The 25,678-nt window shown below is 36.8% G+C and carries 40 protein-coding genes; all 40 read left to right on the forward strand.

Annotation, left to right across the window (positions count from 1 at the left end):
- The first annotated feature begins 181 nt into the window (after positions 1–181).
- Positions 182–2,047, forward strand: coding sequence for a DEAD/DEAH box helicase (locus LAV82_RS23520; protein ID WP_499717049.1), 1,866 nt, complete (start codon positions 182–184; stop codon positions 2,045–2,047).
- A 217-nt stretch (positions 2,048–2,264) separates the two neighbouring features.
- Positions 2,265–2,582 (forward strand): hypothetical protein, encoded by a 318-nt coding sequence (locus LAV82_RS23525; RefSeq protein ID WP_499717050.1) that lies wholly within the window; start codon positions 2,265–2,267, stop codon positions 2,580–2,582.
- A gap of 21 nt (positions 2,583–2,603) precedes the next feature.
- Positions 2,604–2,957 carry a hypothetical protein gene (locus LAV82_RS23530; RefSeq protein ID WP_499717051.1) on the forward strand — a complete coding sequence of 118 codons (354 nt, stop codon included), beginning with the start codon at positions 2,604–2,606 and terminating at the stop codon, positions 2,955–2,957.
- Between the two features lie 14 nt (positions 2,958–2,971).
- A complete protein-coding gene (locus LAV82_RS23535; protein ID WP_499717052.1) occupies positions 2,972–3,235 on the forward strand; it encodes a DNA-entry nuclease in 264 nt (87 codons plus the stop codon).
- A 25-nt stretch (positions 3,236–3,260) separates the two neighbouring features.
- Entirely contained in the window at positions 3,261–4,178 is a 918-nt protein-coding gene (locus LAV82_RS23540) for a hypothetical protein (protein ID WP_499717053.1), read from the forward strand.
- Positions 4,179–4,191: 13 nt separating this feature from the next.
- On the forward strand, positions 4,192–4,569 hold the full coding sequence (locus LAV82_RS23545; protein ID WP_499717054.1) for a hypothetical protein: 378 nt from the start codon (positions 4,192–4,194) through the stop codon (positions 4,567–4,569).
- On the forward strand, positions 4,566–4,748 hold the full coding sequence (locus LAV82_RS23550; RefSeq protein WP_499717055.1) for a hypothetical protein: 183 nt from the start codon (positions 4,566–4,568) through the stop codon (positions 4,746–4,748). The genes LAV82_RS23545 and LAV82_RS23550 overlap by 4 nt, the downstream gene beginning before the upstream one ends.
- Complete coding sequence (locus LAV82_RS23555; RefSeq protein WP_116737839.1) at positions 4,749–4,949, forward strand: hypothetical protein; 201 nt, start codon at positions 4,749–4,751, stop codon at positions 4,947–4,949.
- Between the two features lie 69 nt (positions 4,950–5,018).
- Positions 5,019–5,468 (forward strand): hypothetical protein, encoded by a 450-nt coding sequence (locus tag LAV82_RS23560; protein ID WP_499717056.1) that lies wholly within the window; start codon positions 5,019–5,021, stop codon positions 5,466–5,468.
- Between the two features lie 333 nt (positions 5,469–5,801).
- Positions 5,802–6,992 (forward strand): ATP-dependent DNA helicase, encoded by a 1,191-nt coding sequence (locus LAV82_RS23565; RefSeq protein ID WP_499717057.1) that lies wholly within the window; start codon positions 5,802–5,804, stop codon positions 6,990–6,992.
- Positions 6,993–7,032: 40 nt separating this feature from the next.
- Positions 7,033–7,449, forward strand: a complete 417-nt coding sequence (locus tag LAV82_RS23570; protein WP_499717058.1) for a hypothetical protein — start codon at positions 7,033–7,035, stop codon at positions 7,447–7,449.
- Between the two features lie 537 nt (positions 7,450–7,986).
- Positions 7,987–8,256, forward strand: coding sequence for a hypothetical protein (locus tag LAV82_RS23575; protein ID WP_499717059.1), 270 nt, complete (start codon positions 7,987–7,989; stop codon positions 8,254–8,256).
- Positions 8,253–8,594 carry a hypothetical protein gene (locus LAV82_RS23580; RefSeq protein ID WP_499717060.1) on the forward strand — a complete coding sequence of 114 codons (342 nt, stop codon included), beginning with the start codon at positions 8,253–8,255 and terminating at the stop codon, positions 8,592–8,594. The genes LAV82_RS23575 and LAV82_RS23580 overlap by 4 nt, the downstream gene beginning before the upstream one ends.
- A complete protein-coding gene (locus LAV82_RS23585; protein WP_499717061.1) occupies positions 8,591–8,785 on the forward strand; it encodes a hypothetical protein in 195 nt (64 codons plus the stop codon). Before LAV82_RS23580 ends, LAV82_RS23585 begins: the two co-directional genes overlap by 4 nt.
- Before the next feature lie 72 nt (positions 8,786–8,857).
- Positions 8,858–9,640 (forward strand): single-stranded DNA-binding protein, encoded by a 783-nt coding sequence (locus tag LAV82_RS23590; protein ID WP_499717062.1) that lies wholly within the window; start codon positions 8,858–8,860, stop codon positions 9,638–9,640.
- Positions 9,641–9,729: 89 nt separating this feature from the next.
- A complete protein-coding gene (locus tag LAV82_RS23595) occupies positions 9,730–10,101 on the forward strand; it encodes a hypothetical protein (RefSeq protein WP_499717063.1) in 372 nt (123 codons plus the stop codon).
- On the forward strand, positions 10,094–11,263 hold the full coding sequence (gene recA, locus LAV82_RS23600) for a recombinase RecA (RefSeq protein ID WP_499717064.1): 1,170 nt from the start codon (positions 10,094–10,096) through the stop codon (positions 11,261–11,263). The genes LAV82_RS23595 and recA overlap by 8 nt, the downstream gene beginning before the upstream one ends.
- Before the next feature lie 42 nt (positions 11,264–11,305).
- Complete coding sequence (locus tag LAV82_RS23605) at positions 11,306–11,920, forward strand: uracil-DNA glycosylase family protein (RefSeq protein WP_499717065.1); 615 nt, start codon at positions 11,306–11,308, stop codon at positions 11,918–11,920.
- A gap of 17 nt (positions 11,921–11,937) precedes the next feature.
- Positions 11,938–12,219 carry a MerR family transcriptional regulator gene (locus LAV82_RS23610; protein ID WP_499717066.1) on the forward strand — a complete coding sequence of 94 codons (282 nt, stop codon included), beginning with the start codon at positions 11,938–11,940 and terminating at the stop codon, positions 12,217–12,219.
- Positions 12,220–12,591: 372 nt separating this feature from the next.
- Positions 12,592–13,101 (forward strand): helix-turn-helix transcriptional regulator, encoded by a 510-nt coding sequence (locus LAV82_RS23615; RefSeq protein WP_499717067.1) that lies wholly within the window; start codon positions 12,592–12,594, stop codon positions 13,099–13,101.
- Between the two features lie 14 nt (positions 13,102–13,115).
- The gene (locus LAV82_RS23620) at positions 13,116–13,355 is read left to right on the forward strand and encodes a hypothetical protein (protein ID WP_499717068.1); all 240 of its coding nucleotides are present in this window, start codon (positions 13,116–13,118) and stop codon (positions 13,353–13,355) included.
- 29 nt (positions 13,356–13,384) lie between these two features.
- Complete coding sequence (locus tag LAV82_RS23625) at positions 13,385–13,846, forward strand: hypothetical protein (protein ID WP_499717069.1); 462 nt, start codon at positions 13,385–13,387, stop codon at positions 13,844–13,846.
- 50 nt (positions 13,847–13,896) lie between these two features.
- Positions 13,897–14,601: an SANT/Myb-like DNA-binding domain-containing protein gene (locus LAV82_RS23630; RefSeq protein ID WP_499717070.1), complete on the forward strand. Its 705-nt coding sequence runs from the start codon at positions 13,897–13,899 to the stop codon at positions 14,599–14,601.
- Positions 14,601–15,134, forward strand: coding sequence for a hypothetical protein (locus LAV82_RS23635; protein ID WP_499717071.1), 534 nt, complete (start codon positions 14,601–14,603; stop codon positions 15,132–15,134). The genes LAV82_RS23630 and LAV82_RS23635 overlap by 1 nt, the downstream gene beginning before the upstream one ends.
- Before the next feature lie 17 nt (positions 15,135–15,151).
- Positions 15,152–15,976, forward strand: coding sequence for a ThiF family adenylyltransferase (locus LAV82_RS23640; RefSeq protein ID WP_499717072.1), 825 nt, complete (start codon positions 15,152–15,154; stop codon positions 15,974–15,976).
- A complete protein-coding gene (locus LAV82_RS23645; protein ID WP_499717073.1) occupies positions 15,973–16,302 on the forward strand; it encodes a hypothetical protein in 330 nt (109 codons plus the stop codon). Before LAV82_RS23640 ends, LAV82_RS23645 begins: the two co-directional genes overlap by 4 nt.
- Complete coding sequence (locus LAV82_RS23650; RefSeq protein WP_499717074.1) at positions 16,299–16,751, forward strand: hypothetical protein; 453 nt, start codon at positions 16,299–16,301, stop codon at positions 16,749–16,751. The genes LAV82_RS23645 and LAV82_RS23650 overlap by 4 nt, the downstream gene beginning before the upstream one ends.
- Positions 16,748–17,428, forward strand: a complete 681-nt coding sequence (locus tag LAV82_RS23655; RefSeq protein WP_499717075.1) for a hypothetical protein — start codon at positions 16,748–16,750, stop codon at positions 17,426–17,428. The genes LAV82_RS23650 and LAV82_RS23655 overlap by 4 nt, the downstream gene beginning before the upstream one ends.
- Before the next feature lie 15 nt (positions 17,429–17,443).
- Positions 17,444–17,938: a hypothetical protein gene (locus LAV82_RS23660; protein WP_499717076.1), complete on the forward strand. Its 495-nt coding sequence runs from the start codon at positions 17,444–17,446 to the stop codon at positions 17,936–17,938.
- A 32-nt stretch (positions 17,939–17,970) separates the two neighbouring features.
- On the forward strand, positions 17,971–18,378 hold the full coding sequence (locus tag LAV82_RS23665) for a hypothetical protein (RefSeq protein WP_499717077.1): 408 nt from the start codon (positions 17,971–17,973) through the stop codon (positions 18,376–18,378).
- A gap of 26 nt (positions 18,379–18,404) precedes the next feature.
- Entirely contained in the window at positions 18,405–19,016 is a 612-nt protein-coding gene (locus tag LAV82_RS23670; RefSeq protein ID WP_499717078.1) for a helix-turn-helix domain-containing protein, read from the forward strand.
- On the forward strand, positions 19,013–19,288 hold the full coding sequence (locus LAV82_RS23675; protein WP_499717079.1) for a hypothetical protein: 276 nt from the start codon (positions 19,013–19,015) through the stop codon (positions 19,286–19,288). The genes LAV82_RS23670 and LAV82_RS23675 overlap by 4 nt, the downstream gene beginning before the upstream one ends.
- 114 nt (positions 19,289–19,402) lie before the next feature.
- A complete protein-coding gene (locus LAV82_RS23680; protein WP_499717080.1) occupies positions 19,403–20,083 on the forward strand; it encodes a hypothetical protein in 681 nt (226 codons plus the stop codon).
- A gap of 159 nt (positions 20,084–20,242) precedes the next feature.
- Positions 20,243–21,097 (forward strand): 4Fe-4S cluster-binding domain-containing protein, encoded by an 855-nt coding sequence (locus tag LAV82_RS23685; protein ID WP_499717081.1) that lies wholly within the window; start codon positions 20,243–20,245, stop codon positions 21,095–21,097.
- Between the two features lies 1 nt (position 21,098).
- Positions 21,099–22,196 (forward strand): hypothetical protein, encoded by a 1,098-nt coding sequence (locus LAV82_RS23690; protein ID WP_499717082.1) that lies wholly within the window; start codon positions 21,099–21,101, stop codon positions 22,194–22,196.
- Positions 22,197–22,262: 66 nt separating this feature from the next.
- Positions 22,263–23,888 carry a Ycf46 family AAA ATPase gene (locus tag LAV82_RS23695; RefSeq protein WP_499717083.1) on the forward strand — a complete coding sequence of 542 codons (1,626 nt, stop codon included), beginning with the start codon at positions 22,263–22,265 and terminating at the stop codon, positions 23,886–23,888.
- 11 nt (positions 23,889–23,899) lie between these two features.
- Entirely contained in the window at positions 23,900–24,286 is a 387-nt protein-coding gene (locus tag LAV82_RS23700; RefSeq protein WP_499717084.1) for a hypothetical protein, read from the forward strand.
- Between the two features lie 59 nt (positions 24,287–24,345).
- Entirely contained in the window at positions 24,346–24,735 is a 390-nt protein-coding gene (locus LAV82_RS23705) for a DUF1257 domain-containing protein (protein ID WP_499717085.1), read from the forward strand.
- A 79-nt stretch (positions 24,736–24,814) separates the two neighbouring features.
- Positions 24,815–25,009, forward strand: a complete 195-nt coding sequence (locus tag LAV82_RS23710) for a hypothetical protein (RefSeq protein WP_499717086.1) — start codon at positions 24,815–24,817, stop codon at positions 25,007–25,009.
- Positions 24,984–25,193, forward strand: a complete 210-nt coding sequence (locus tag LAV82_RS23715; protein ID WP_449305632.1) for a DUF2997 domain-containing protein — start codon at positions 24,984–24,986, stop codon at positions 25,191–25,193. Before LAV82_RS23710 ends, LAV82_RS23715 begins: the two co-directional genes overlap by 26 nt.
- Positions 25,194–25,678 lie beyond the last annotated feature (485 nt).

Below are 25,678 nucleotides of genomic sequence, written 5' to 3' on the forward strand. Positions count from 1 at the left end.
TCGGGAGCAGTCTTTTTTTAAAATGCAAGACCCCCCAAACCTAAATCCCACAAATATGAAAGTATACCAAAGAATACCTAAGAAAAACGTAGGTTACATTGTATTACAGTAAGAAACTATAGTATAATTGTCTTATATTAACCACAATTAAATACAACGTTAAGAGAGGAGTGCCGCTATCGTGATTCAGGTTAGAGAGCAATACGGAAATTTATATGTTCGTATTTTAGATACTCAAGAGACTTTCGATTATACATTAGATAAAATACGTGCAATAGATGGACGTTCTTTCAATCAAACCACAGGAGAGTGGATGTTTGGCAAAGAGTCGATAGGGGATCTTTTACGATATTTCGATAATCAGATTATTTGGAATCAACCTTTACGTGAGATCGTGAAGAAATGCCAGGTAGAAGATGAATTGGTAAATAAACATCTATCATGGGAAAACGATGACGATTTTATTACATGGCCAGTTAAACCTTATCCTTATCAAAAGGTAGGCTCTCACTTTTTAGCAGACCGAGGACGAGCAGCAATCTTTGATGGAGTAGGTTTAGGTAAGACCCCCCAGATTATCGGAGCTTGTCAGATACTATTTAATAGAGGGAAAGCTAAAAGAGCATTGATTGTTACATTGAACTCACTCAAACGCCAATGGGCAAGGGAGATTGAGAAATTCACCGGTGAGTCAGCTATCGCAGTGTATGGGAATCCCTCAAAAAGGAAGAAGCTTATCAAAGGATTTGCTCAACGTGAAGATGTCAGATACTTGGTTGTCAATTATGAGACTCTCAGAAATGCACAATATCTGAAAGAAATAAAGAAGATACCATTTGATGTCGTAGCATTAGATGAAGCTCAAAAGATTAAGTCAGGTGTAACAGATAAGTATTTAGATATTAATCCTTCCCAAAATGCTGCAGGATGCTATGAGTTAGATTATATTCCTTATAGATATATTGCTACAGCTACACCTGTTCAATCAAAGGCAGAAGAGATATGGAGCTTATTCCATTTCGTAGACCCACACATTTTAGGAACATGGGAATTGTTCAGAGAAAGATATTGTAAGTATCATCCTCGCTATGGAATTACAGGATCCCTTAACCTAGGAGAACTGTATTACCGTATAGCGCCACACTTTATAAGAAGAACGAAAGAGATGCCTGAAATTCAACAGCAACTTCCTAAAGTGCAGCATTCACATGTTTTCTTAGAAATGACAGATGCTCAAGAAAAGATTCAGCAACACATATTGAGTAAGATGGAAGAGATTAAAGATGAACTTAGAAGTTCTAAAGGTTCTAAAGTAGTGAACGGCATGCTCTTAAATAGTGAGCAAGTAAAAGAATACTATGATGGAATCATTCAAGGGTTGCAAACTTTCTTAATAGAAAACTGTGATACCCCCGAGCTACTTGTTCATGATGAAGCTTCAAATATGTCTAAAGCTATCATTAGTGAGTTAGGCCTTAACTATAAGGACTTAAAGAAATCTCCGAAGGTGGATAACCTAAAGGATTTTGTTAAACAAATCATGAACGATGAACCTAGCTCAAAAATAGTTATCTTTACTGAGTACGAACGTATGGCTCGTATCCTTTACGATCAATTAGATCATGCTGTCTTGTACAGTGGCCAAATCTCTGAACGAGAAAAGGATTCTGTGATTGAACGATTCAGAGAAGACCCACATACAAGAATTTTCATTAGTACTCGTGCTGGTTCGACTGGTCTGAACTTGCAGGTAGCTAATTATATGATTCATTTCGATTTGCCATTTACTGCAACAGAGTTAGAGCAGCGTAATGGACGTATCGACAGAACAGGAAACAAATTTGCAAACATTACAATGTACTATTATGTCATGAGTGATTCATTTGATGAGCACATGATTGAATTGCTATTCAAGAAAGCAGAGCTTGCTAAACAAATTCTTACCGGTGGAGTGGACACTTCATCAAAAGGAAAAGATGTTAACACACTAGCAATGGAGCGTATGCTTAGAAAAAAATCTAAAAGTAAACCAGTAGCTGTAGGGTAAAACCTACGGCTTTTTTGTTGTCCCATCCGGGACCTTTTATTGAATATATCATAGGAGTGATGACAGTGAGATTGAAACGATACAAAAGACGCCATCCGCTAATTAAAAAGATTCATCAACTTACAGATATGAAAGAGTACATTTTATGGAGAGTTTCATCGACATTAGATAAAACGCATTTGAAATACATTACAAAAAAACGAGGGGTGTAGTAGTTATGTTCGCACAAGTTCAAGATATTAATCAGCCATTTCAGATTCATATTGAAAGCCAATTTAATTCAGAAGAAGAAGGAAGTGTACAAGAAATTTGCACGAAAATGTACGAGCAAGAAAAGATGTTAAATGCCTATAGAGAAAGTCTTAACATCAGTAAAAGTGAGATTACAGACCTTAAAGATGTTCTTACTTATGCTAAGTCTCAGTTGAAAATGATTATAGACACTTCTCAAAAAGGTGGTACAATACTTGGGGAAGAAAATTTTGCTAGCGCTCAAACTAAAGCATTGTATTACTACATAGGTACTGTAGTTTAATACGTAAAAAGGAGATGGATTATGATGTTTGAATTAAAAACTCCATGTGTAGATTGTCCTTTTGTTAAAGGCAGCATCACAAACCTTACATTACATCCTACAAGAATAAAAGGTATTGTTGATGGTTTGCATCAAGATGGTTCTTTCACTTGTCATAAAACAATTGATTATAGTAATGATTTTAAAGATAGTGAAGATGAAGATGGCGAAACGGAATTTATTCCAACTGATAAAAACCAATTTTGTGCTGGTGCACTGCTTTACTTAGAAAGAGAAGGACATCAAACCCAAGCTATGCAAGTCTTCGAACGACTAGGATGCTATGATCCGTCTAAGTTAAGAGGTATGGATAAGATTATTGATAAAGTTGAGTAAAGGAGCTGTTACAAATGGGAATTCCAGTAGAGTATGATTCATGTGGAAGAATGAAGTATCACCCTGAATATCATCCCAATCATGGAAAAGAGTACACGATGGATGAATTAATTTATATATGTTCAACGTATGGAAGAGGAACAAGAAAAGAAGTAGCTCTTGCTGTCGGACGTACAGAGGCAACAGTATCACAGCTTGTTTGTCTTATGCGCAAAGAAGAGTTTATGAATGGCATTTCAACATTTGATCATTATAAGAGTTTAGCTGAAACCAGATAAAATACCCCAAAGGGAGGAAACCACATTGAAAAGAAAAAAACTATTTAGAGTCTCAGGATTTGATAATGCAAACGCAGAAATATTGTTGTCTCATGCGTTTAATCACTTTGATTTGTTAGATGTAACACACACCAATAATGTAATGCATTTCGAAAAAATAAAAGAATTCTTGAATAATCCTAAAAAAATGGTAGAATATGATACAGTGTTCATTATAGGTGTTGATATATCAGAGGAGATCGCTCAGGATATTCATATGTACAATGACTATGGTGAAGTAAAGTTTGTTTTCATTAACAATAAAGTAAGTAAAGAGCTTAGCAAATACAACTTCGTTATTGAAACTGAAAGCAAACAATCTAATGCATCAACACTTGCAAAGTATTTGATTCTTGAAGGACATTTGAATGATTTGAATCCTTTAATAGACGGTTCTATTACTTCATATACCCGTTGCATAACTGATTATATTAATGGCATCGAAAATGAATGGGTTAAAAACTTACATGAACTGTTTGTTTTTTATGGCACAGAATATTTTATTTCTTATGTGACTGCAAAATTTGACCATTATGATCGATTCTTATTCAGTGAAAGCGATAAAGCTATTCTTTTTTCATTAGAGCAAAAAAAGAAACAGTACATCAGATCTACCCAGGTTAATGTCAAAGAATACTCTATTGGCAAATATAAAGTTGGTGTAGTTTTTGCTGAACAATACATAAGCGAGCTGGCAAAGTCCGTACACGAAAGTAACACTCACTTTGATGTTGTTGCTGTTATTAATATGCGTACAGGAAAGATTAGCTATAGAACAATTCACAAGCATATAGATTGCGGATTTATTGCCAACTATTTTAAAGGTGGCGGTAGTAGAGAGTTTGCAGCTAGTCCTGTACAGACAGATGCAGTCAATGCTTTACTGAATACTGTATTTTCGTAAGAGGTGGAAGCTTATGGAGATGGTAACTGAATACTTGTTCCTACGGTATACAAAAATAGAACCCCTCGCATTTCCTGATTACTTGTTGCCTAGAAATCGTCATAAAAATGATTTCTGGATAACAAATGACGGACAATGCATTTATCCTGCGGATATGGACAATAGGCACCTTTTGAATACGGTGAGACTCCTGCATCGAAGTATGCCGCAAATAGAATATCTCTACAATGATGAAGAATATGATCAACATATTTTATATGGACTAGCCCCTTGGAGTCTTACCTCTAAAGCAACCATTACAGATGAATATGTTCGACTATGGACTCATAAGCGTATATATATGCTTTTACGACGTGAAATTAAATTGCGTAAGTTGGAGGAACAGCTATGAGTAAAGAAGGAATTATTAATAAATTTATACAGGATGCTGTCGGTGAAAGTGGATTGCCAGAAGACAAGATTGAAGAAATCACATCTTACATGGTTACTTATATCAACCTTGGCTCTCAATACGGCAGCTCTCCTGAAGGTTTTTTACGTTGGTATACTGAGCAAGGAGGAAGTATCTAAATGGCACAACAGCAAGAGAAAGCAGCTCTAAGTCAAGTTGAATACTTGGAGAAGCAATTTCAAGAAGTCATTAATAAAATTAAGTTAGCAGAAGTAGAACCTAAGAGCGTTCAACAGCAAGAATTGCATGACCTGTATTTTCAAAAAGGAAAGCTCTATTCAGAAATTGAATTGATGAAGCGGGTTCCTAGCTACGATTGATAGCAAACCGCCCCATCCGGGGCATTTAAGTGATAACTATAATTAATACAGAAAAGGGAGATATACATAATGACTACAACTACAACTAATAAGGCAACTAAAGCTTACACATTCATGGAATTACTACAAGGCAATGTTCCTGAAGGACAACAGGCTATTGCTCGCACAGAAAATGACTTATATGGCACAACTATTGTAAAGAAAGGCAATACATTCTTAAATGCTAGAACTAACAAGCCTCTTGAGCTAACAAGTGAATTAATGTCAACGAAATTCCGCTTAGTTAACAAAGAGGAGCAAGTTACATTAGGAGCATTCCTCCAAGCTTATAATGCTGGCAAGCAGGTGAAAGTTGAGATTGGTAAAGCTCATCGTGTGTTACAAAAGGTAGAAGATGATGTACCTAAAGAATTAATGGGGTTATTTAGCCTTGTAGCAGAAGTAATAGGTGCTCCTATCCCAACTAACTTCATGACCATGGAAGAACTTACAGAAGGGAAGTTCTTTATCCTTGGCTAAGAATGCATTTAACATTGGAGGTAGTGGTGTAAGTATTTTTATTAATTCTACTGAACGTCTAGTTATACGTGATGGGAAGACCTATGAGATCCCATATTACGTTAGTACAAACACAACCTCTACAATTAACGGAAATGTTTACATTGGAGGCTATCAGCTGACTAAGAAAGGGCAATGGAAAAGAACACTCAAAGCTCTTTGGTATCATTTCTTCTAAATAACATTTTGGGCAGGGTATATCCTTGTCCTTCTTTTATGCAATGCATTACATACATAATACATAAAAAGAAATCCCCATCCGGGGAATTTAGGTAGGAAAAAGGAGGAGTTAACATGACAACTGCAACTAAACAAATCACTTTTACTCCTATGCAAGAAGGAGCAGCTGACTCGATTGAGCAATGGTTTAAGCAAGGTAAAAATCAAACATACGTGTTACAAGGATATGCTGGTACTGGTAAATCAACCATTGTTGAATACGCAATTAGTCGTACTGGATTAAATATGAAAGAGGAAGTGGCTTTTGCATGTTATACAGGTAAAGCCGCTCTAGTTTTAACACAAAAAGCAAAAGGACAATTCAAGGTGCAAACCATTCATCGATTGATTTATACGCTAGATGAAACTTCTAAGGGAGCACCTAACTTCATCTTAAAGCCCAAACAGGAGCTATCTGACTTGAAGCTAATCGTTATTGATGAAGCTTCGATGGTAGATGGTCAAATCATGAAGGATCTTAAGTCATTTGGAATTAAAACACTTTTCATTGGCGACCAAGGACAGTTACCACCAGTGTCTAAGCATGGCAATGAAGAGTTCTTACAGATGTTCAATAATCCTGACTATGTTCTCACAGAAATCCACCGCCAAGCCGCAGATAATCCTATCATTCATCTTTCAATGCTTGCACGTACTAAGCAGCCTATTCCATATGGTTGGTACGGCAAGAATAAAGAAGCGCTTGTCATTAGCAGAATACAGTGGCAATCATTAAAAGAGAGTTGCTATACCACTGCTGACCAAATTATTTGCGGTAAGAATAAAACGCGTCACCAATTAAATCAAGATATTCGGAAGTACTTAGGGTTTACCGACCCGCTACCTCAAAAAGGTGATAAGCTAATTTGTATTAAGAATGATTGGGAGAAGAATATCCGTGATGTTAACTTAGTTAATGGGATGACAGGATATGTAGAAAGCGCTAAGTATGAACTCAATAAGAAATTCAATATTGATAGAAGTGCATTTCAGATTAACTTTAGACCTGATTTTACAAGTCAGTCATTCAGGAAACTGTGTCTTATCGGTGATCATTTCAAAGGAGTAGAGTATAAATTACAGCCAGGTGAATATAGCCTCTATAATGAATTTGATTATGGATATGCTATTACATGCCATAAATCCCAAGGCTCACAGTGGGAGAAAGTAGTGGTTATCAATGAAGTGTTGAACTTTGAGGATCATCATAGATGGCTTTATACAGCAATTACTCGAAGCAGTGAAAAGTTAGTGCTAGTGATGTAGGAGTTCTTATGTCACTAGATAAAAAAAGGAGGAGATTTAATTGCCTACAAACTGTTCATATAATCACTTTCATTACATGTTAATTGATACAGACCATGACTTATTCATTGAAGCAGAAGGACATGACAAGGTGTTTAGTCCTGTAGCTTTTCATACATTTCTTAATAAGCTTGCTGAAATAGCAGGACAACAGCTAATGCAGATAGATACATCTGAAACAAAACATATCCTGTTTAAGTCAGAGCTTGCCGAATATGGCATTGCTTGTGGTGGCCCAATGCCAGCACTATACGCTGACCCTATAGGAAAAGGAAATTGCTTTGATTTGCATGACACAGCTGATCCTGAAATTTGCGCTAACTTTAATAAATTCATTCAAGCATTTAATGAAGTGTTTAGATCCCCTGTATCTGCATGGGTTAGTAAGCCTTACACTTCTTATGAATATGCTTCTTAATTGATAAGATGGAATTAGTTACATTATACCTCAAATCATCAAGAACCCTTCAGTTCCAACATGTACTTCAAATGTGGAATGAGGGGAAAGTCAAAGCTACACCTGAGATTGCATCTTTTATAGAGAGAGATTGCAATTTAACCCGACATGATTTTAACTTAAAGCATTTTCAATCTGCAGATGCTAGTAACACAGAAGCTGTATGTGAATCACTGTTAGCATGGACAATCTTTTGTATTGATTCACAACGATTTGATCAGTTAAACGAGATATTGAAATATGCTCATACACAATATTTAAATTAATATTAGATTTTTGTAATGCCTTGCATTACCCTAAGTTATGTGCTAAACTTGGGGAGAAGTTGAACAAGACGAGTTAAAGCATACATAAGTAAAGTGGCGGAATAGCGAGGGTTCATCCCTTATTTACCGCTACTTCTTATTTCGTTCTAACTGATCGTTTTTATTCGTTCATGAGAGGCATTAGTGCGTCTTGATGTCGCAAACTATAAAACGAAGAAGAGGAGCTAATGCTATGCCAGCTTTAGGAGATAGAGACGACGATTTTTTTGATTTCAGGGAACAGGTTAATCTAAACCCTGAACCTCAACCGCAGCAGCCATTTTCTAGCTTTGAACAAGATCCTGCGAATGGTTCTGTAAATGAAGTGGAGACTTCTTATGTACTTGTTAATGCTTTACTTAAGCTTTTAGTTCAAAAAGAAATCATTACTACTCATGAGATTCAACCTTTAATTGCTGAATTACATGCTGAATATATGAAGAAGAAGGGAAGAGGACAATGAAAATACAAGATATTTCTCTACATGTTACTCACTTCTCTGAAGAACTAAAACATAAGGCTTTCCAAGAGGATGAAGTCACTGTAGGAGGTAAAATTGTTAGCATCATTCCTCCTGTGAATGAAGAATTTCCTATGTATGCTCTCACATTAGATGATCACGTAGGGCTAATACATGCTTTAGTGCCTGACACTATGATGAAACACTACAGTAAAGAGCTTGTAGTGGGTGAATTTGTAATACTAGAAGGATTCGTCAACTTCATTACACGTAGAAATAAAGAAGAAATTATACGAGATGCAACTATCTTTGTATACAGTATGAAGGACATTACAGAATGAGAAATATTTTAGTGTTTCCAGATGGAAATAAGCAAGACTTTATGTATCCGGCAGATCGTAAGATAAGTTTAGGTCAAAAGATACAGGTTCAAATGAATGATAATTCCATTCATGTTTTATCGATTGTGTGTATTGAACCTAAAGACCTAGGTACTGTACCAACAATTTATTATTACTTAGATCACTCTTAAGTTCGTCATGCCCCATCCGGGGCATTTCAGTGAAAGGAATATAAAATTTAAATTATATTGGAGGACAATGACATGACTCAATTCAATGGTTATCAAGGACAACAACAATTCGGACAACAAGGCGGTTTTCAACAGCAGCCACAAGGGGGTTTCCAACAACAAGGTAATTTCCAGCACCAGCAAGGTCAAGGTGGTCAACAGCGTACTAATTCTGGATTTGACAACCACATTAGTGTACAAGCTATTGGACGCTTAGTGAAAGATCCTGAATCAAAAATGGTAGGTAACTCAAAAGTAGCAACAGCGAAAATTGCTATTAATCATAAAAGCGAAAAAGCAGGGACAGACTTCTGGTTTATTGAGATTTGGGGAAATGAAGGACAAGATACTCTTCACAATTTCTTAGTAAATCATTGCCCTAAAGGACGTAAGGTATTTGTTGATGGTACTCCTGAATTACGTCAGCAACAAAACGGAAATGACTACACTTACTTCCCAACAATCAAAGTCCGTAACATTGTAGGATTAGATGGAGGCAAAGAAGGCGGTCAAGGTGGTCAAGGACAAGCTCAGTCTCAACAACAGCCACCAAGTGGACAATTCGGTGGTCAACAACAACAGCCGCAATTCCAGCAACCACAACAAGGTGGATTCGCTCCACAACAAGGAGGGTTCCAAGGTCAACCTTCTGCACCACAAGGTGGATTCCCACCAGCACCACCAGCTGGTCAACAACCAATGGGTGCAGCTCCACAAGGAGGATTTCCACCAAACCCACCAGGAGGCGGCTATGGAGCACCAGTTGGAGTACCAGCGGGAGCACCTAACACTGGAGGATTCCCACCAGTTCAATAATATAAATTCAAGAGGGGATTCGTCCCCTTTTATTGATTTTTATGCTCGTCCGTCAATGGCGGTTATGTTACTCGAATGGAGTGAAGAGATTGGTACGTAAGAAAGCAAATCCCGCTGATTCCTTAGAGCGTTTCATGTTTGGTATATATGATTACTATCATGATCGTGGAATGCCTCAAAAGACGGCTAAGGCACGGATGATTGATAACACCTTAGAAGTGTGTGTAAAAAACATGAACAAGGAAAAAGAAATTCCTGATCATATGCTTGTATTAATGGCACAGTGGATGTCTCGTGCTCTCAATAATCGTGGCGCCCAAATCACTAAAGATATCAAGAAACATCAAGAAGAAGGAACTTACGATGAAAAGATGCTTAATATCTTACATCAATTGAAAGCACCTAAAGATGCTGTGGATTCCTTTATAGAAACTTACAAAGGGTGGAATGCAAATGGCTAAGAAAGCTCCAGATAAACAAAAAACAATAGAAGGCGCCGTCTCTAATAAAGACTTTATTAATATGATGAATAAGCGTATGGGTGAAGGCTCTATCTTTGCATTTGATGGCGATAGCACTGCTAAAGTGCAGCCTGTTGCAACTGGCATTCCTTCATTGGATTTTGCATTAGGTATTGGCGGTCTTCCATGGGGAAGATTAGCAGAAATCTATGGACCTGAATCATCAGGTAAAACTACAGTCTGCTTAAAGGTAGTGGCAGAATTTCAAAAGAATGCTAAAATTATCCCTCACGTATTTTACGGAAAGAAAGTATTATTCATCGATGCGGAACATGCATTAGATCCATATCATGCTGAGTTTTTAGGTTGCGATATTTCTGAAGAAACAGGCATGCTTATCTCTCAACCGACATGTGCAGAAGAGGCTTATGATTTAGCAGAAGCATCTATCCTTTCAGGGCAAGTAGGTCTTATTGTTGGTGATAGTTTGCCATCATTTGTACCTAAAAAAGTAATTGATGGATCAGCAGGCGATCAAAATATCGGCTTACAAGCTCGTTTAAATTCTCAAAACTTACCTAAGATAGCCACGTTATGCTCTAAGCATGATGTATTATTTATTATGATAAATCAAATCCGTGAGAAAGTCGGAGTAATGTATGGAAATCCGGAAACCACTCCTGGAGGACGTGCATTGAAGTTTTACAGTTCTGTCCGAATGGAGATTCGACGTGAATTGATTACTAAAAGTGATGTTAATATCGGTCAAATCATAAAAGTGAAGATCGTTAAAAACAAAGTATCTCGTCCATTTACGAAGGCTGAATTTGATTACTACTACGAAACAGGAATTGATTTCTATAAAGATATCATGACCGTAGCAATGGATATGAACATTATCAAGAGAGCTGGCGCTTACTACTTTTACGGTGAAGATAAAGACCATCCACTAGTAGATGGTGCTGGCAATCCTCTTAAGTGGATGGGCAAAGAGACTGTTGAAAATGTATTAAAGAGCAGTCCAGCATTATTCGCTTACACAAATGATATTGTACAAGGCCGCATTCCAAAAGATGCTGTCTTTGTAGAAGAGGACCATTCACAAGATGGAGATTTAGAGCCTGAAGATACTATGGCTAATGATGGAACGTTGGCCATTTAATAAATATGGAGCTTTATGCTCCTTTATATGAGGAGGATTTATATGATTGTATCGGAAAATCAACCACCTTTTGATTTAAAACCCAATGATTTGCAATCAAAAAATCAACTTGAACCAGGCTTTTATGACAAGATTTTAATGCCTGAACAAATGTATAAAAGTATTACACCATTTCATATTAAGACAGGCATTCACAATTGCTTTGCATGTGAGAACAAAAGCTACAATAAGCCGCTAGAGCTAGGAAACTTCGATGCGTCTGTCATGGTTATTGGGGAAACACCAAGTGATGTTGATTTCCAAACGAAAGAAGGGAAGCTATTGGTAGATACTTTATCATGGGCTAACTATGATTTAGACCAGCTGTATTTTACTTCACTCATTAAATGTGAGGAGTCAGCTACTCCTGATCGTTGCCAATCTCATTTATTATCTGAACTACTTTGTGTTCAACCCCAAGTAATTATTGCACTAGGATATGATGTAGGAAAACATTTCGACCCTACTATCAATAAAGCAGGATACATATCAGTTCTTCTAGATAAATACACCATGATTACAACATATCGAACAACCTATGCCATGACTGAACAAACTTTATTTGAAGACTTTTGTCACACTATAGCGCAAGCACGAGTAAAGGTGAATAGCCATTAATAAAGGAGCTATCAGTTATGACAAAGCAATACGAACAAAATTTCACACTGAATCAGGTGGCATTAATGTTAGACGTTCATCGAGATACAATCATGTATTGGGAAGAGAATGAGTTAATACCACCTGCAAGAAGAAATGAAAAGAACAAATATCGCATCTATAATACAGATGAGATTTTAGAGATAGCTAAAATTCGTGGTATCAGCGTAGTAGATTTAGATGCGGTAGAGCGTCAGAAAGAACGCAAAAGAGCTGAGCGTCGTAAGAAAAAGAATGAAGGGTTTAATTTTAATTTTTAACAGCAAAAACTTACAGAACACAAATTTTTTGTGATTTTTGAAAATTTTTTATATCTGTGAATATTATACTAAAATATTTTCAAAAGTTTGAAATACTGTCGAAAGTTGTCTAATAATTCAATTGACATGAAGAAAGTCCCACGTTATACTATCAAAAGAAGTGAGTAATTAGGAGCTTTTTTGAGTATTTGTAAGTAATTCGTTAAAAATGATAAAATTTTCATTTGAAATTTGTAACGCATTAGTTTTAAAATGTATTACAATGGGTATATTATTATATAGTTCATAGTACGTTCATAATTGTAAAGTATTATAATTATAAATTATATGATAATATGCTTGGGTAATACAAAAAAGGAGATGTGTTAAAAAATGATGATGACAGAACAAAACGTGTTAGAAATGCTCAGTAAAAGTGAAGCTCATGTGTACACTTACATAAAAGAAGAGTCACAGAAGCATGGTGGCGCAATCAAGGAATCGATGAAACAAATCGGTGAACGATTGGGATCAAGTGAAGCTACTGTACACAGGGCGATTAGCAAATTACGCAAACAAGGAATTATCGGTATTGTTCCTTCTATGGATAAGGCTGAATCAAATGAAATAGTATACTATGGTATTCCAGATCCTAAGCAGCAAGTTGGAGATATATTTAAAATGATTAGTGAATTAAACTCAAGCAAAAATAGATTTGAGGCTATTCTAGAATCAAAAGATCAACAACTAGAGCAACAGGCTAGGGAAAAAGAACTATTGTATACACGCATTGGCGAACTTGAGGAGAAACTTAAAGCCCTTCAACAATTCGACAAAGGCGAAGTCATTTCAAGTCGTGACCTAGGAAACGGAACAACTGCTTACATTATAAAAAATAATTAAAGGGGTTGTCTTTATTGTCGCATATAACAACTATTAGTAATCAATCTGAACGCATTATTGCTCGCTTGGCTTCTTATATGGAAGCCGAGGAGTGTGCAATAGCAGAAGGGCAAGAACTTAAACAAGAACTACTAGATACAGCGAAAGAGAATCCTGATCTTCTCGAAGAAATAAGCGTAGGGTTGACTAAGTTTTATGCGAACAAGATTAATGACTTATGTGATCAATATCAAGAGAATACCTTTGGTGCATAAATAGTTAGTTTCGCACGAGGAGAATGTATATGTATGTTTTAGAAAGACTTTTAAGTGAAGATTTTAACCAATGGGATGAATTAGTTGCTTACTACGAGCAACAGAATAGGGCTCTCAAGGTTCCTGCTGTAGATAAGACACAATTGCATCATTTCAATGTTAAAGTTGAAGAAGAGTATTCTAAAGCTGTCTATGACTATGGTAGAGCTAGAAGAAATAAAGATGCTATTAACCGTCTTATTGAGAATACATTAAAAGATCTTTACAAAGGTGCTAATGAGCCTGCTCGTAAAGCTGCAGGTATTCAAATGGCAAAAAACTTCCCTACACCAGAAAATTATCCTTATCCCACAGTGAATTTATTTGATTTAGAAGACCGCTTTACAGGTTACTATTATGCCCTACAAGCAACTGTTCAATCTCTCCAAGCGAAAGCAGATGCTAAAATAACAAACAATTCATTGCTTAATGTAGAACAAAAAGTTATATAATCTAAAACTGCAGGGAGCGAATGCTCCCTTTTTACATGGAGGTAAAGCATATGACAAGAACAGCAGGCGCTGTAAACTGGACAAATGATGAAGATTTAACTTTAGTAAACGTTGTCTTACAAAGCATTAGACAAGGATCTAAAATATCTAATGCCTATGATGATGCATCCAATTTAATTGGGCGCTCTAGAGGAGCTTGTAAAAACAGATGGAATACGGTTTTAGCTAAACATTATGCAAACGAGATAGAAGAAGCAAGTGCATTTCAAAGTGTGGAATTGAAATGCGATTCACAACCTGAAGAAACTACTTTTGAAAGCCTTATTCCTTTTGAAAATACAATAGTTGATTTTCCTTTAAAAAAGAATTCAGACGATGATGTGCCTGTAACGACAGGTGTTCAACAGGAGATTAATTTTGATACAGGTATCTTAACAGACCAGCAAATTGCACGGACTGTCGATTTCTTTGATAACCTTTGTAATAGACCTAACTTATTTTCCGAAATGCGCAATCTCTTAGATTCATTTGAATCGACATTTTCACAGCTGCAGGATGATAACAAGAAGCTTATTGAACAAAACAGGGAACTTGCAAGTGAAAACTTTGAGTTAAAGGAATCTTTAGCATCAGCTACTGTTAGCGATACAGTAGAAAATTTTGAGCTGTCTAGCTTGAAAGCTGAGCTTGAAGAAGCTAACAAGAAACTGGAAGCTTATCATAAAATCAAAGCAGTATTTAACGAGGTAGTGTAATGGATTGCATATATGAAAATGAATGTGCGAATGCACCAAAGTCATGTTTTAAATGTTTTAATTTCAGTATGTATAAAGCTCCTAAAGAAAGACGTGGATTGCAATCTAAATCTTCTACACGTAAAGAAGTGAAAGAGGGAATGGACTTCGAAAATCGTGGAGCTAAGAAATACAATCAAGCAGTAAAGAAAGCAAAAGACGTTGCAAGGCGTCAGATTGCTTCAGGTGCGCTTTCTCATGCATTGGGAGACGTAATTACTGAAGAGCAGCTTACAGCTTCTCTAGCTGAATATAAAGAACGTGGCACCGTGAGTGCGAAAGGTGAAAAACAAATCACTATTAAAAGAGAGTGGCTTGAGAAGTTAGAATGGGAAGCAAGACAGATGAACCGTGATTATTACTTTCTCCCTTTCACTTTTAAAGGTTGTGATGATGATTACGTAGCAATGAATTATGAGATTCTGTTATCTTACGTGCAAACTATTCAAGCTTTACTTGAAGAAAACCGATTACTTAAACAGCAATTAAAATAAAATAAGGAGGAGATTAGATGTTTCACCCTACACTCAAGTTGTCTGAGCTAATCGACAACCACTCATCTAATAGCCGTATCTTTTTCAACATTATCCAGGTTGGTACTGGTGGGACAGGTGGATACCTTGTTCAACGTTTATCAAAATTACTTTATGCTTTATCACAAAATAGCGATTACCATTTTAAATATACGCTTATTGATGGAGATCGGGTAGAACCATCTAATCTCATGCGTCAACCTTTCATCGAGGAAGACTTACTCCAGCCTAAAGCTCAAGTGCTTGCTGAACGTTATGAAGCAGCTTATGATATCCCAATCTTATATCGTCCATCTTACATAGAAAATGCGACAGAATTAACAGATTTAATTTATTCAGAAGGTTATTCTTTTGCATTACACCTTCCAGTTCTTTTAGGATGTGTAGATAACAATGCTACTCGTCAAATCATGGATGATGTTTTTAACGAAGTACCTAACATGGTGTATATCGATAGCGGTATAGATGCAATGGATAGCGAAAGAAGTACCGAAAGCGGATATTCAGGACAAGTCGTATGTGGTGTAAAACTAAATGATAGAAAGTATCTTGGTCCTGTGGGTGAAGTGTACCCTAACATATTAAGAGATATGGATACACGCTTGCCTACTCAAGCTTGCGGTCAACAGATGGTGTATTATCCTCAACGTATGCAAACCAATGAAGTTGCTGCGTCAGTCATGATGGGATATCTAAATACTTTACTTTCTGATTATGAAATTGTATCGCATTACACTAACTTCAATGCTCGCACAATGAACACCAGACCTACTTACCTTGTAAGAGAGCAGGTGACAAAATGAGTGAATTTGATTTAGGTGTATTCATCGATAAGGTAGCAAAAGCGGATAGTTTAGGACAAGATGAAATTGAGTCAAGGCGTCAAGGACTTAGAGTTTTTCGGTTATTGATAGATAACACACATGCAACAGATGAGCTACTGAACTCCATGACGTTAGAAGAATTAGAATGGGTATTTGACCTTATATCTTACTGGCCAAGTACAGATGACTTTGATTTTGAAAATGGCGATAAGAATCATTGGGGGATTCAGCATTATCAAATAAGAGATATAGTTTTTTCTCTTAGTAGAAAGAAATCTATAAGAAGAAAGGTGACTTTCATATGAACTTAATGGATGAAGATACACGTATGAACTTACTCTCAGCCGTAGATGTCTTTACCATGATGAAGACACTTCATGAGGAAGGATTTGAAATACAGCAGCGTGAATATTTTGGATTCTTCTCTATGGAATACTTCTTTGTAGCAATGCAATATCTGCAAGAAAGATATCCTTACTTCAATCTCAGACGTTTGAAGTGTGAGCATAGTGAAAAAGTTGGATTAACACCTTCTTTGCCCCGTTGTATTAAACATTTACATAAAGAAGTTAAAAAGAAGTTCAAGGACGCTTTTGAAGATACCGAAGTTCACTATTCAGAAATGATAGTTTCATATCATTACAATGAGTTGCATGTTGAAGTTGATTCCTACGTTAAGTGTAATGAATTACTAACTGATTTTCTAAAGATTTTAAAAGACATTGATAAAAGGGCGAAGGAGTGGGGAAATTGAAAGCCGTTATTACATTAGAAGAAAATTCTCCATCAAGAGTTGAAATTGAGAAAGAAGGAGCTAAACGAACAATTTTTATGGAAAATCAAGATCTTGCCGATTTCATTGTTAGCTCCATCAAAGAAGATGATGAACATCTAGAAGTGCAACAAAAAGAAGAACTAGTTACAGTGTCACCAAGTTTGCCTTTAAATACAGTTAAGTATGCGAAGATGAGCAATGATGCTGATTTGATCTTTATGGTTCACCCTGAAACACATACAGATGTGAGGTATCACAAAGATGTATTTGAACAAGTACCTTTTCCTAACTTATTGTTTTGCTTTGGAGTTAGAAATAAGAACTTAACAAAAAAGATGGTGGTTGCCTACAAGGATAGGTTCTTACGTGATGATACGTTGCTTTATAGATTTCCTTACTCCAATGTATATATGGGAGGGAATATGTGTTACCACAACAATGATAAGATTCAAGACTTAGTACAGTTACAGTCTTTTCCTTACAATTGGATGAATCTTGATTTTAATGATCATTTATACATCCAAGGTTCGACTAATTCATTGAACAAACCTATAAGAGAAATATACAGTGAAACTCAACACCAGCCATTCAATTACGATATGCTGGTTCCAATGAATACTACATTTAGCGAATGGACGAGCACATTACTAAAATAAAAGGAGATTTTTATTATGGCATTAGAATTTGAAAAAGAAAAAGAAGTAGCAACAGGCTATCAAACACCACTAACAGGAGCAACTGAAGATGCAGCACCTGCAGCAAATCCGTCTAGAGAAGAAGCTCCTGACTTTGATGACATTGATGATGATATTGAAGTTCCAGATGAAGACAAGGCTCCTGAGCAAGATGCTCAACTAGATTTATTTGGTGGATCTGAACCTACAAAGGCTGCAGCTAAGAAGCAACCTGCTAAAAAAGCGGCCACGCCAACACCTGCAGCTAAATCAACACCTAAAGTAGACACTAAAACTAAGGTAGGATCAGATTACAAGGTTTATTATGCAGGCCATAGCATTCCTGTTCCTCAAGATGACATGAGCCTAGAGCAATTGCGTTCGTTTTTAGAAGCTGATTTCCCTGAAATGTCTAAAGAAAGAACTAAAATGACAGTGAATACAGAGAAAAAACAAGTGGTTCCTGTTATTCATGGTGGAAAAAACGGTTAATAATCAATTATTATAAAAGGAGATGTGTGTAGATGGGTTATACATTAGATGAAAAGAAGGCTATTTTAAAAGGATTAAATATAGGAGATATCGTCTTGCTAGTTGATGGTCGTGAATTTGAGTTTGTTCGTATGAAGCAGACTAAATTTATCGCAAAGAATAGAGGAGTTGCTTACAATGTTCAACTGGCGGCATTTAAAGAAGTAGTACGTCGAGTAGAACAAAAGCAGTTTGATCCTGGCACTTTAAAGCAAGGTGATTTAGTATATACTTTAGATGCACAGCAAAATCCAGTAATTTACCGCTACAAATATATGATTAATTCAAATCGCATGATGGCTGAAAACCCTGTTACTGCTGGAGGAGTTAGAATTGACATGGGACTAATCAAAGGAAGTGTCAAAGAGCTCGAACAGCAATATGCAACAGCACAAAGATAGTATGTAAAAAAAGAGATGGTGAGGAAATGAAGACTAAGAAAACATGGAAAAAATGGACGCCTGAAGAAGAGCAATTTGTTTTAGACTTATTTGGCAGCACAACCATTCAATACATGATGGATCGCTTAAACAGAAGCAGTGACGCCATTATACTGAAATATCAAGAGTTAACAGGCAGTCGTGATGCTCAAGCGACAGGAGGGTTTGTTTCACCTCCCGTTGTTGCTGAAGCTTTAGGCGTCTCACATAGAACTATTACTCTGTGGATTAAACAGCATAAACTTCCTGCTAAGAGACTTTACCAGCAGCGTAAGGTTAATAAAAGCTACTGCTATTCTTTAGATCCGGCAGCAGTGTGGAAATGGGTTGCTAAAAACAAAGAAAGAGTAAATTTCTCCCGTGTAAAAAAAGGAATTCTCCTTCCTGAACCTTCATGGCTAGAAAAAGAAATACAAAATACTACTTATGTAAAGCCACCTAGAAACTGGACGAAAGAGGAAGACAATACAGCATGGACCTTATACAAAAGCGGCTTAGGCTATAGGGAAATTGCTAAACGTCTTAATAGACCTGAGAAAGGCACACAGAGACGTTTAACTACCATTTTGAAAAAGTTAAGGGAGAATGCCACAATATGATTATTAAAGAAGACGTAAAGAAAATCATCCATGTTATACATAATAGCAAGACAGAAATGATAGAAGCCATTGAAACTTTGAAGGAAGAAGAGTGGTCCGATAACACGAGAGTCTCTGTTGTCGGCATCCCTTTGTTTAAGAAAACAATTGATAATGTGGAAGATTTTCAAAAGAAGCATCCTGATGTCACTATTCATGAAGATAGGCCTGGTTACTTATCTATGGGGAAGTTCGTATACTATACTACTCATGAAAGATCATTTTTCGAGTAATTTTGTAATGTCTTTCACCCCCCATCTGGGGGTTTTCGGTGAAGATAACTGAGGATTACTTTTGTCCGAAGAAGAACAAAGTTTAATTAATCAACATATTCAGGAGGAATAACAATGACAGCAAATCCAAAATTATATGAAGCGTTCGCTGAAGAAGCACAAGATATTAATGTTCAAGATTTAATGGCTCAAATGCTAGAGAATTACAATCAAGAGAAGGGATATGTCCCAACACCAGCAGATGAAATTCGTATCCGCAAGATGATGATTGCTATGAAGTTCCTAGAAGAAGAGCGCAACCACTTAGCAATGTTGAAGCAAGCTATTATGGATGAGTGGGATACACGTATCAAAGCTAAAAGCAAAGATATCGATGGCATTAAAGAGTTCATTGAAAAGTATATTAAGGATGCCAATCAAGGTAAGAAACTTTCTTTAGATGTAGGTACCGCTACTCTACGTCGCAACCCACCTAAAGTAAAGGTTACTGATACAGAAAAAGCTGTTGAATTCTTGAAGCAGCATAACATGTTTGAACAATTTGCTAAAGCGCCTGTTTTAGATACAACTCTTTTACAGAACTCATATATCAATGACTTCAATAAGCAAGTTGCAACTGAAACTGAACGTCGTGTTGCTGTTGAGAAAGAGGAGAAAGGCAAGATCACTAAAAAGCGTGAAGGTGAAATCAAGCTAGAAGTAGAGCGTGAATGGGCAGATCAATATTATGGCCAGTTACCTGAGTTCATGAAATACGAACCAGAGAATCAAAAGGTATCTATTACTATGAAGTAAGAAAGTCGTTTTAGAGGGAAATACCAATAGAATTCTTCATTTTACAGCCACGGATTAAATAATTCTCAAAAATCCGTGGCTTTTCTATTGTTTTTCCCTACCTTTTCATTTATAATAAATTTATGAAATGCATTACAATGCATAAAAGGAGTTATGAAAATGACCCACACATTGTGTTTTATGGGTGTTAATAGAGATACTGTAACAGCAGGACCAGGCAAGCGTTTAGAGTTCTTCACCAAAGGTTGCATACGTGGTGTAATTGCTCCTTGTCAGGGCTGCTTCAATGAGTCTACGTGGACTTTTGAGGGATTATCTCGTGAATTGACAGTTGATGAAGTTGTAGAAATATGTGATGAAACTGCTTGGAATCGACAAGTAACCTTCTGTGGGGGTGAACCGATACTTCAAGCTAGATCACTTGCAGCGGTTGCCAAACGATTAAAGGAAAGAGATTCTTCTTTTCACTTTGTCATGTACACCGCTTATAAATTAGATACTCTCATGAAGTACGGGTTGAAGTTCACATGGGTTAAAGAGAAGCATGGGCAAGCAATGTATAATGCCTTGAAAGAATATAGCAGTCATATTGAGTATGTGGGTGAAAGTATTGAAATCCCCTCTGTTTATGGAGAAGAACCCGAATTTTATACTACTAAAGCTCATTTCACCATCTTAACACCCGATGACGTACAAGAAGTCATGAAACACATTGACCTTATCGTTGATGGTGATTACCAGCAAGAGAAGCGTCTAACTACTTCTGAATACATGCATGATGGTTGGTTTATTGGCTCATCAAATCAGCGAGTCATACATGGACCATTATCTGTTTATAAAAACAAGCTCATTTACACTCCGGCAGCTGAATACAATAGGTGGCTTTCTCACATTGAGAAGTGTAAGTGCTGCGGCCATGAATTATTCTTAGAAGATGCTCCATTTTGTGATATCACTTGTTCTAAGCGATACAAAAAGCGTCAACGTGAAATGGCTTCAATAGGAGGCGCTTAATATGCACATGCCTAGTGATTCATGGGGCAGGTTGGGAAGCTCAAGGGAATCAATAGAATATGCTGTTCGATATGTAGGAAGAGAAGAATTGGATTTCATACCAATAGACGATGATGAGGTTGTTAATCCTCATGATGGTTGGAATGATTTCTTCAGGCAGCCGATGCCTACACCCATTTCTCAAGTTGACACAATGAAACATTTATTGGAGGGATTACAAGTGCCAGTTAAAAATCCAAAAACAGGTGAGGAAGATCACGTTGACATTAACCTTGTCAATAAAATCGTGATTGATTCTGAGTATGTAGAGGACATGATCAATAACACGAAAGTTAAAATTGACATAAACCTTGAAGGTGATAAAGAAAAAAGTGAAGTTCATGTTGTTGCGTCTAGTCAGGTTTTTGGTAACTTAAAAGAAACCATGACACTGCAAGCATTTGAAGAAGTTCTTGCTAAAACAATCAATGAACTAAAAGATCAGCGCCTAGAATCAGCTGAGGAGTTTAAAGCTATTCTAAACAGATTGGTGAATCAATTCATTGAAGAGAACAGAGCAGCTAATAAACATTTTGCAAAGGTTGAGCATGAGTATGAATTAAAGAATGGTGTAGGTATTATTCGTGATGTTCAAACTAATCAAGATGTAGGTACTTTTGAAAGCCTAAGTTATGAATATGACCGTAATCGAAGAACAGCAAGCATGGAAGGTATTATTCTATCAGGACGTACATACAAGGAGCTTGAAGAGAAAGACCGCTTTGAGTTTGCCTACTATTCGCTTGATCATAATGCGGTTTATTCACTTATTGCAGAAAAAGGAGCAGTTGTAACAGTTAATGCAGATGAAGATGCTTATGATGCTGAAAGATATTCCTTAATCATAGATCCTTTCACTTCTGAGCATGAACGTTATCAAACAGTCTTAAATTCTCAACAAATTAAAGATGATGCAGCTTCCATCGATCCAGACCACCCACTATACGATGAGAAGATCCAAGCATTTAGACAAACTCGTTTAGACTTATTAGAAGAAAGCAGAAAGAAGCAAAAGCAAGAACAGCTTGTTAATCAATTTGCTGATATTGACTTATTTTAAGATAGAGGGGTAGCATCCCCCATCCGGGGGCTTTTTCGGGAAAATAAACCACTAGGAGGACATATCATGTCTACAAAACAAATGACAGGTATCGATGAAATCTCAACATTAATGAACTCAAGAAGAAGAGCAATCTTAGTAAATACATTTGAAGAGGAACGCTTTGAAGAAGATTTAAAAGCAATTGTAGAAGCCAAAGGTCAAGAAGCTTATGCGTGGACAATTACTTCAGGTTTAGTGGATATCAAGACAGGTAAACAAGTCCAAAAGACTTATGATCCAGTTAAGATATTAGACTTTATTGATAGCTATGAAAAATCTGCTGTATTCATCATTAAAGATTTCCATGACATTTGGGGTAACTTTCAAGCAAAAAGAAGAATGCGTGATGTATTAGAGAAAGTAGATAATACATACAAGCCAATTCTTTTAGTGTCTCCTCAAATTAATATTCCGATGGAACTAGAAAAGCTTATTACAGTAGTGACTTATGAACTTCCTACTCGTGAACAAGTTGAAGAGCAGCTTGAAGGTATGGAAAGCTTCTGTCACTCTAAAGACTTGCCAGTTCCAGAAGGCCGTGAGCGTGTCGGTATTATCAATGCATTAGTAGGTATGACAAAAACAGAAATCGTGAATGTACTAAAAAAATCTGTTGCTAAGAATAAGAAAATTTCACTTGATGAAATCGTTGCTGAAAAAGAGCAAGTTATTAAGAAAACAGGTTTATTGGAATATATTACAAAATTAGGTGATATGAACAATGTTGGTGGATTAGATATCCTAAAAGACTGGTTCTCTGACGCTTACTATGCGTTTGATCACGAAGCTCGTCAGTATAACATCGACCCTGTTCGTGGTGTAGTAGTAGCTGGTTTCCCTGGTACAGGTAAATCACTTGTATCTAAATCTGTTGCTCATTTCTGGAACTTACCGCTTCTAAAGATGAACATGAGTGACATCATGGACTCAAAGGTAGGACAATCTGAGAAGAATATCGATAGAGCTTTAAAGTTAGCTCAAGCGGTATCTCCATGTGTTTTATGGATTGATGAGTTCGAAAAAGCATTATCAGGTATGGCTTCCTCTGACAAATCAGATGGTGGTACGACTTCTCGTGTTATTCAGTCTTTACTTACATGGTTATCAGATAAACAAGCACCTGTATTCGTAATTGCTACAGCGAATGATATTACAAAGCTACCAGCTGAATTAACTCGTGCAGGACGTTTTGATGACATTTTCTTTGTATCTCTTCCTGCTCAAGCTGAACGTGAAGATATCTTTAAGATTCACTTAAGCAAACGAGGATATAGCGTTTGTGTAGAATCTCAAGATGAAAATTGCTTCACTCAAGATGAAATTTCATTGTTAGCACAGCGTTCACCTGATTTCACTGGTGCGGAAATTGAACAAGTAGTTTCAGAAGCAGGTCGTAGAGCATATGCGGATTTCAAGAAAGGCAACCGTGCATCGCACTACATTACATCAAATGATATTGCCAATCAGATTGATCGTATTGTTCCTTTATCTAAGCGTAATCCAGAGCTATTAACGGATTTACGTAGTTGGGCAAAACATTCAGCTAAATGTGCGTCTAGTGAAGAGCATACGCTTATTCATGGTGAAGCTAAAGTAAATGCTGCTGCAGCAAAAAATAACTTTATCGACTTCCCAGATATCGAAATTTAAGGGGTGTCCATATGTATGATAAAGAACAACAAAAAGAAATGGTGCGTCAGCTACTAAAAGAGGCTTCTCAAAGTGAAATCCAATACACGAAACAGCAAAACTTCGAAAGAGCTATCTCTATTGCTGTAGATGAAGTAAAGGAAATCAGAACAGAATTTGATAAGTTCATTTCTAATGTTAGTCATCTTGAAGTGTTCCAGGCAACAATTAAGGAACCACTAACAAGAGATATGAGCAAGATGCTTGAAAACTTGCAGTATTTGATTGAAAAGAATTACACACAAGAAGATAAGCAAAAGATGCCTGAAACAGTCCTAGAGCAGGTCAGGGCTTCTCAACAGAAACGTATCGATCTATTGAAGCGAGTAGCTAAACGATACCTTTCTAGACCTAAATGATGTTAAGGAGCATTGCTCTTTAAATATACTCAAACTTACAAACGAAGGGAAAGATTTAAATGTCTCACTTTGCAGTATACACTTGTAACGTTTCTAATATGGAATTTGTAAAGAAAGGTCTTCAAGAAATGGGCTTAGATTACAAAGAAAATGTTCAAATCACTGATTATTATGGTCAAAATCGTCAAGCTGAATTAGCAGTTATCAAAGATGGCAAGACACTTCCATTAGGATGGGTTCGTGATGAGTCTACTAGCGAGCTAGCACTTCAAGCTGACTGGTTCAAAGTTCCTTACTCTGAAAAAGAATTTACAAATAAGATTTCTCAATATCATTCTAAGTATCAAGTGCTTGATATCTGTGAAGAAAACCGCTGGAACGTAGATGAAGATAGCATTTCATTTAACGAAGCTGGCGAACTTGAAATTATCGCTACATCATTCGCTTAATTGCGAATTGTAACACATTACAATCAGGCATGTCGCACGACCCTCTGATTGTAATGTGGCTTAAAAGGAGAGGTACGTTTTGAAATTGTTAGATCAGACTGGACCTTATCAATTGGTTTTATATAAAGATGGCTACTATGCAGTGGATTATCAGACTGACAGTGTAGGACGATCTCTTATTTTCTCCAAAGATAAGACGAAGGTTAAAAATAAATATAATGAAATCGTAAATGGAGGAGTTATGTCAAATGGAACAAACAACAGTGAAGTTTAACATTAAACCTGGTGGCGAAATTAAGATGGACGTAATTGGTGGCAGCGGTGAAAGCTGTGTAGTTGCTACTCAAGAATTAGAAGTATCTCTAGCAAATGCAGGATCTAAGAAAGCTGATGCCGGCAAGAAGCCTGAGTTCTATGAAGGTGGCGGCACAACTGTATTTAATGACTTGATGAGCTAATTCATCTATACGTAACGCATTTTACAACCTGGTTAGAGCGATGCGGAAACATCGCCCTTCCTAGCGAGCAGGAGAGGTTTTGGATAATGTCATGTCCTTCCTTTCACCTAAGTATGTTTTTCTCTCCTGCTGTCTAGGGAGTGGTGATTTTAGCCCTTTTTAGCGACCCTATAAACGAATGACAAAGGGTAGGTGCGGTAGTCCTTGGCACCTCATAGATCGGACTGATACGTTGAGTAAGATGAAAGGGTGCACACTTTCATCAGAAAAACGGTTAGTCGGAGCACTAGAAATTTCAAGTATCTCGGATGGTAAAACGTTAGCATTCCCAGAGGATGACCTATGCAGGCTAAGTGAGGGCCGATGTCCATGATTCCCAAGCGGCGGGTGAGGGGAATTACATATAGTATTTAACAACAGTGTTATGTTATATCAAATATTATTACGGAGCACTAAAGGTAAAAATGAGCTAGACCATAACCGAA

The sequence above is a fragment of the Bacillus sp. ILBB4 genome, assembly GCF_035064545.1.
Taxonomy (GTDB): Bacteria; Bacillota; Bacilli; order Bacillales; family Bacillaceae_H; genus Priestia.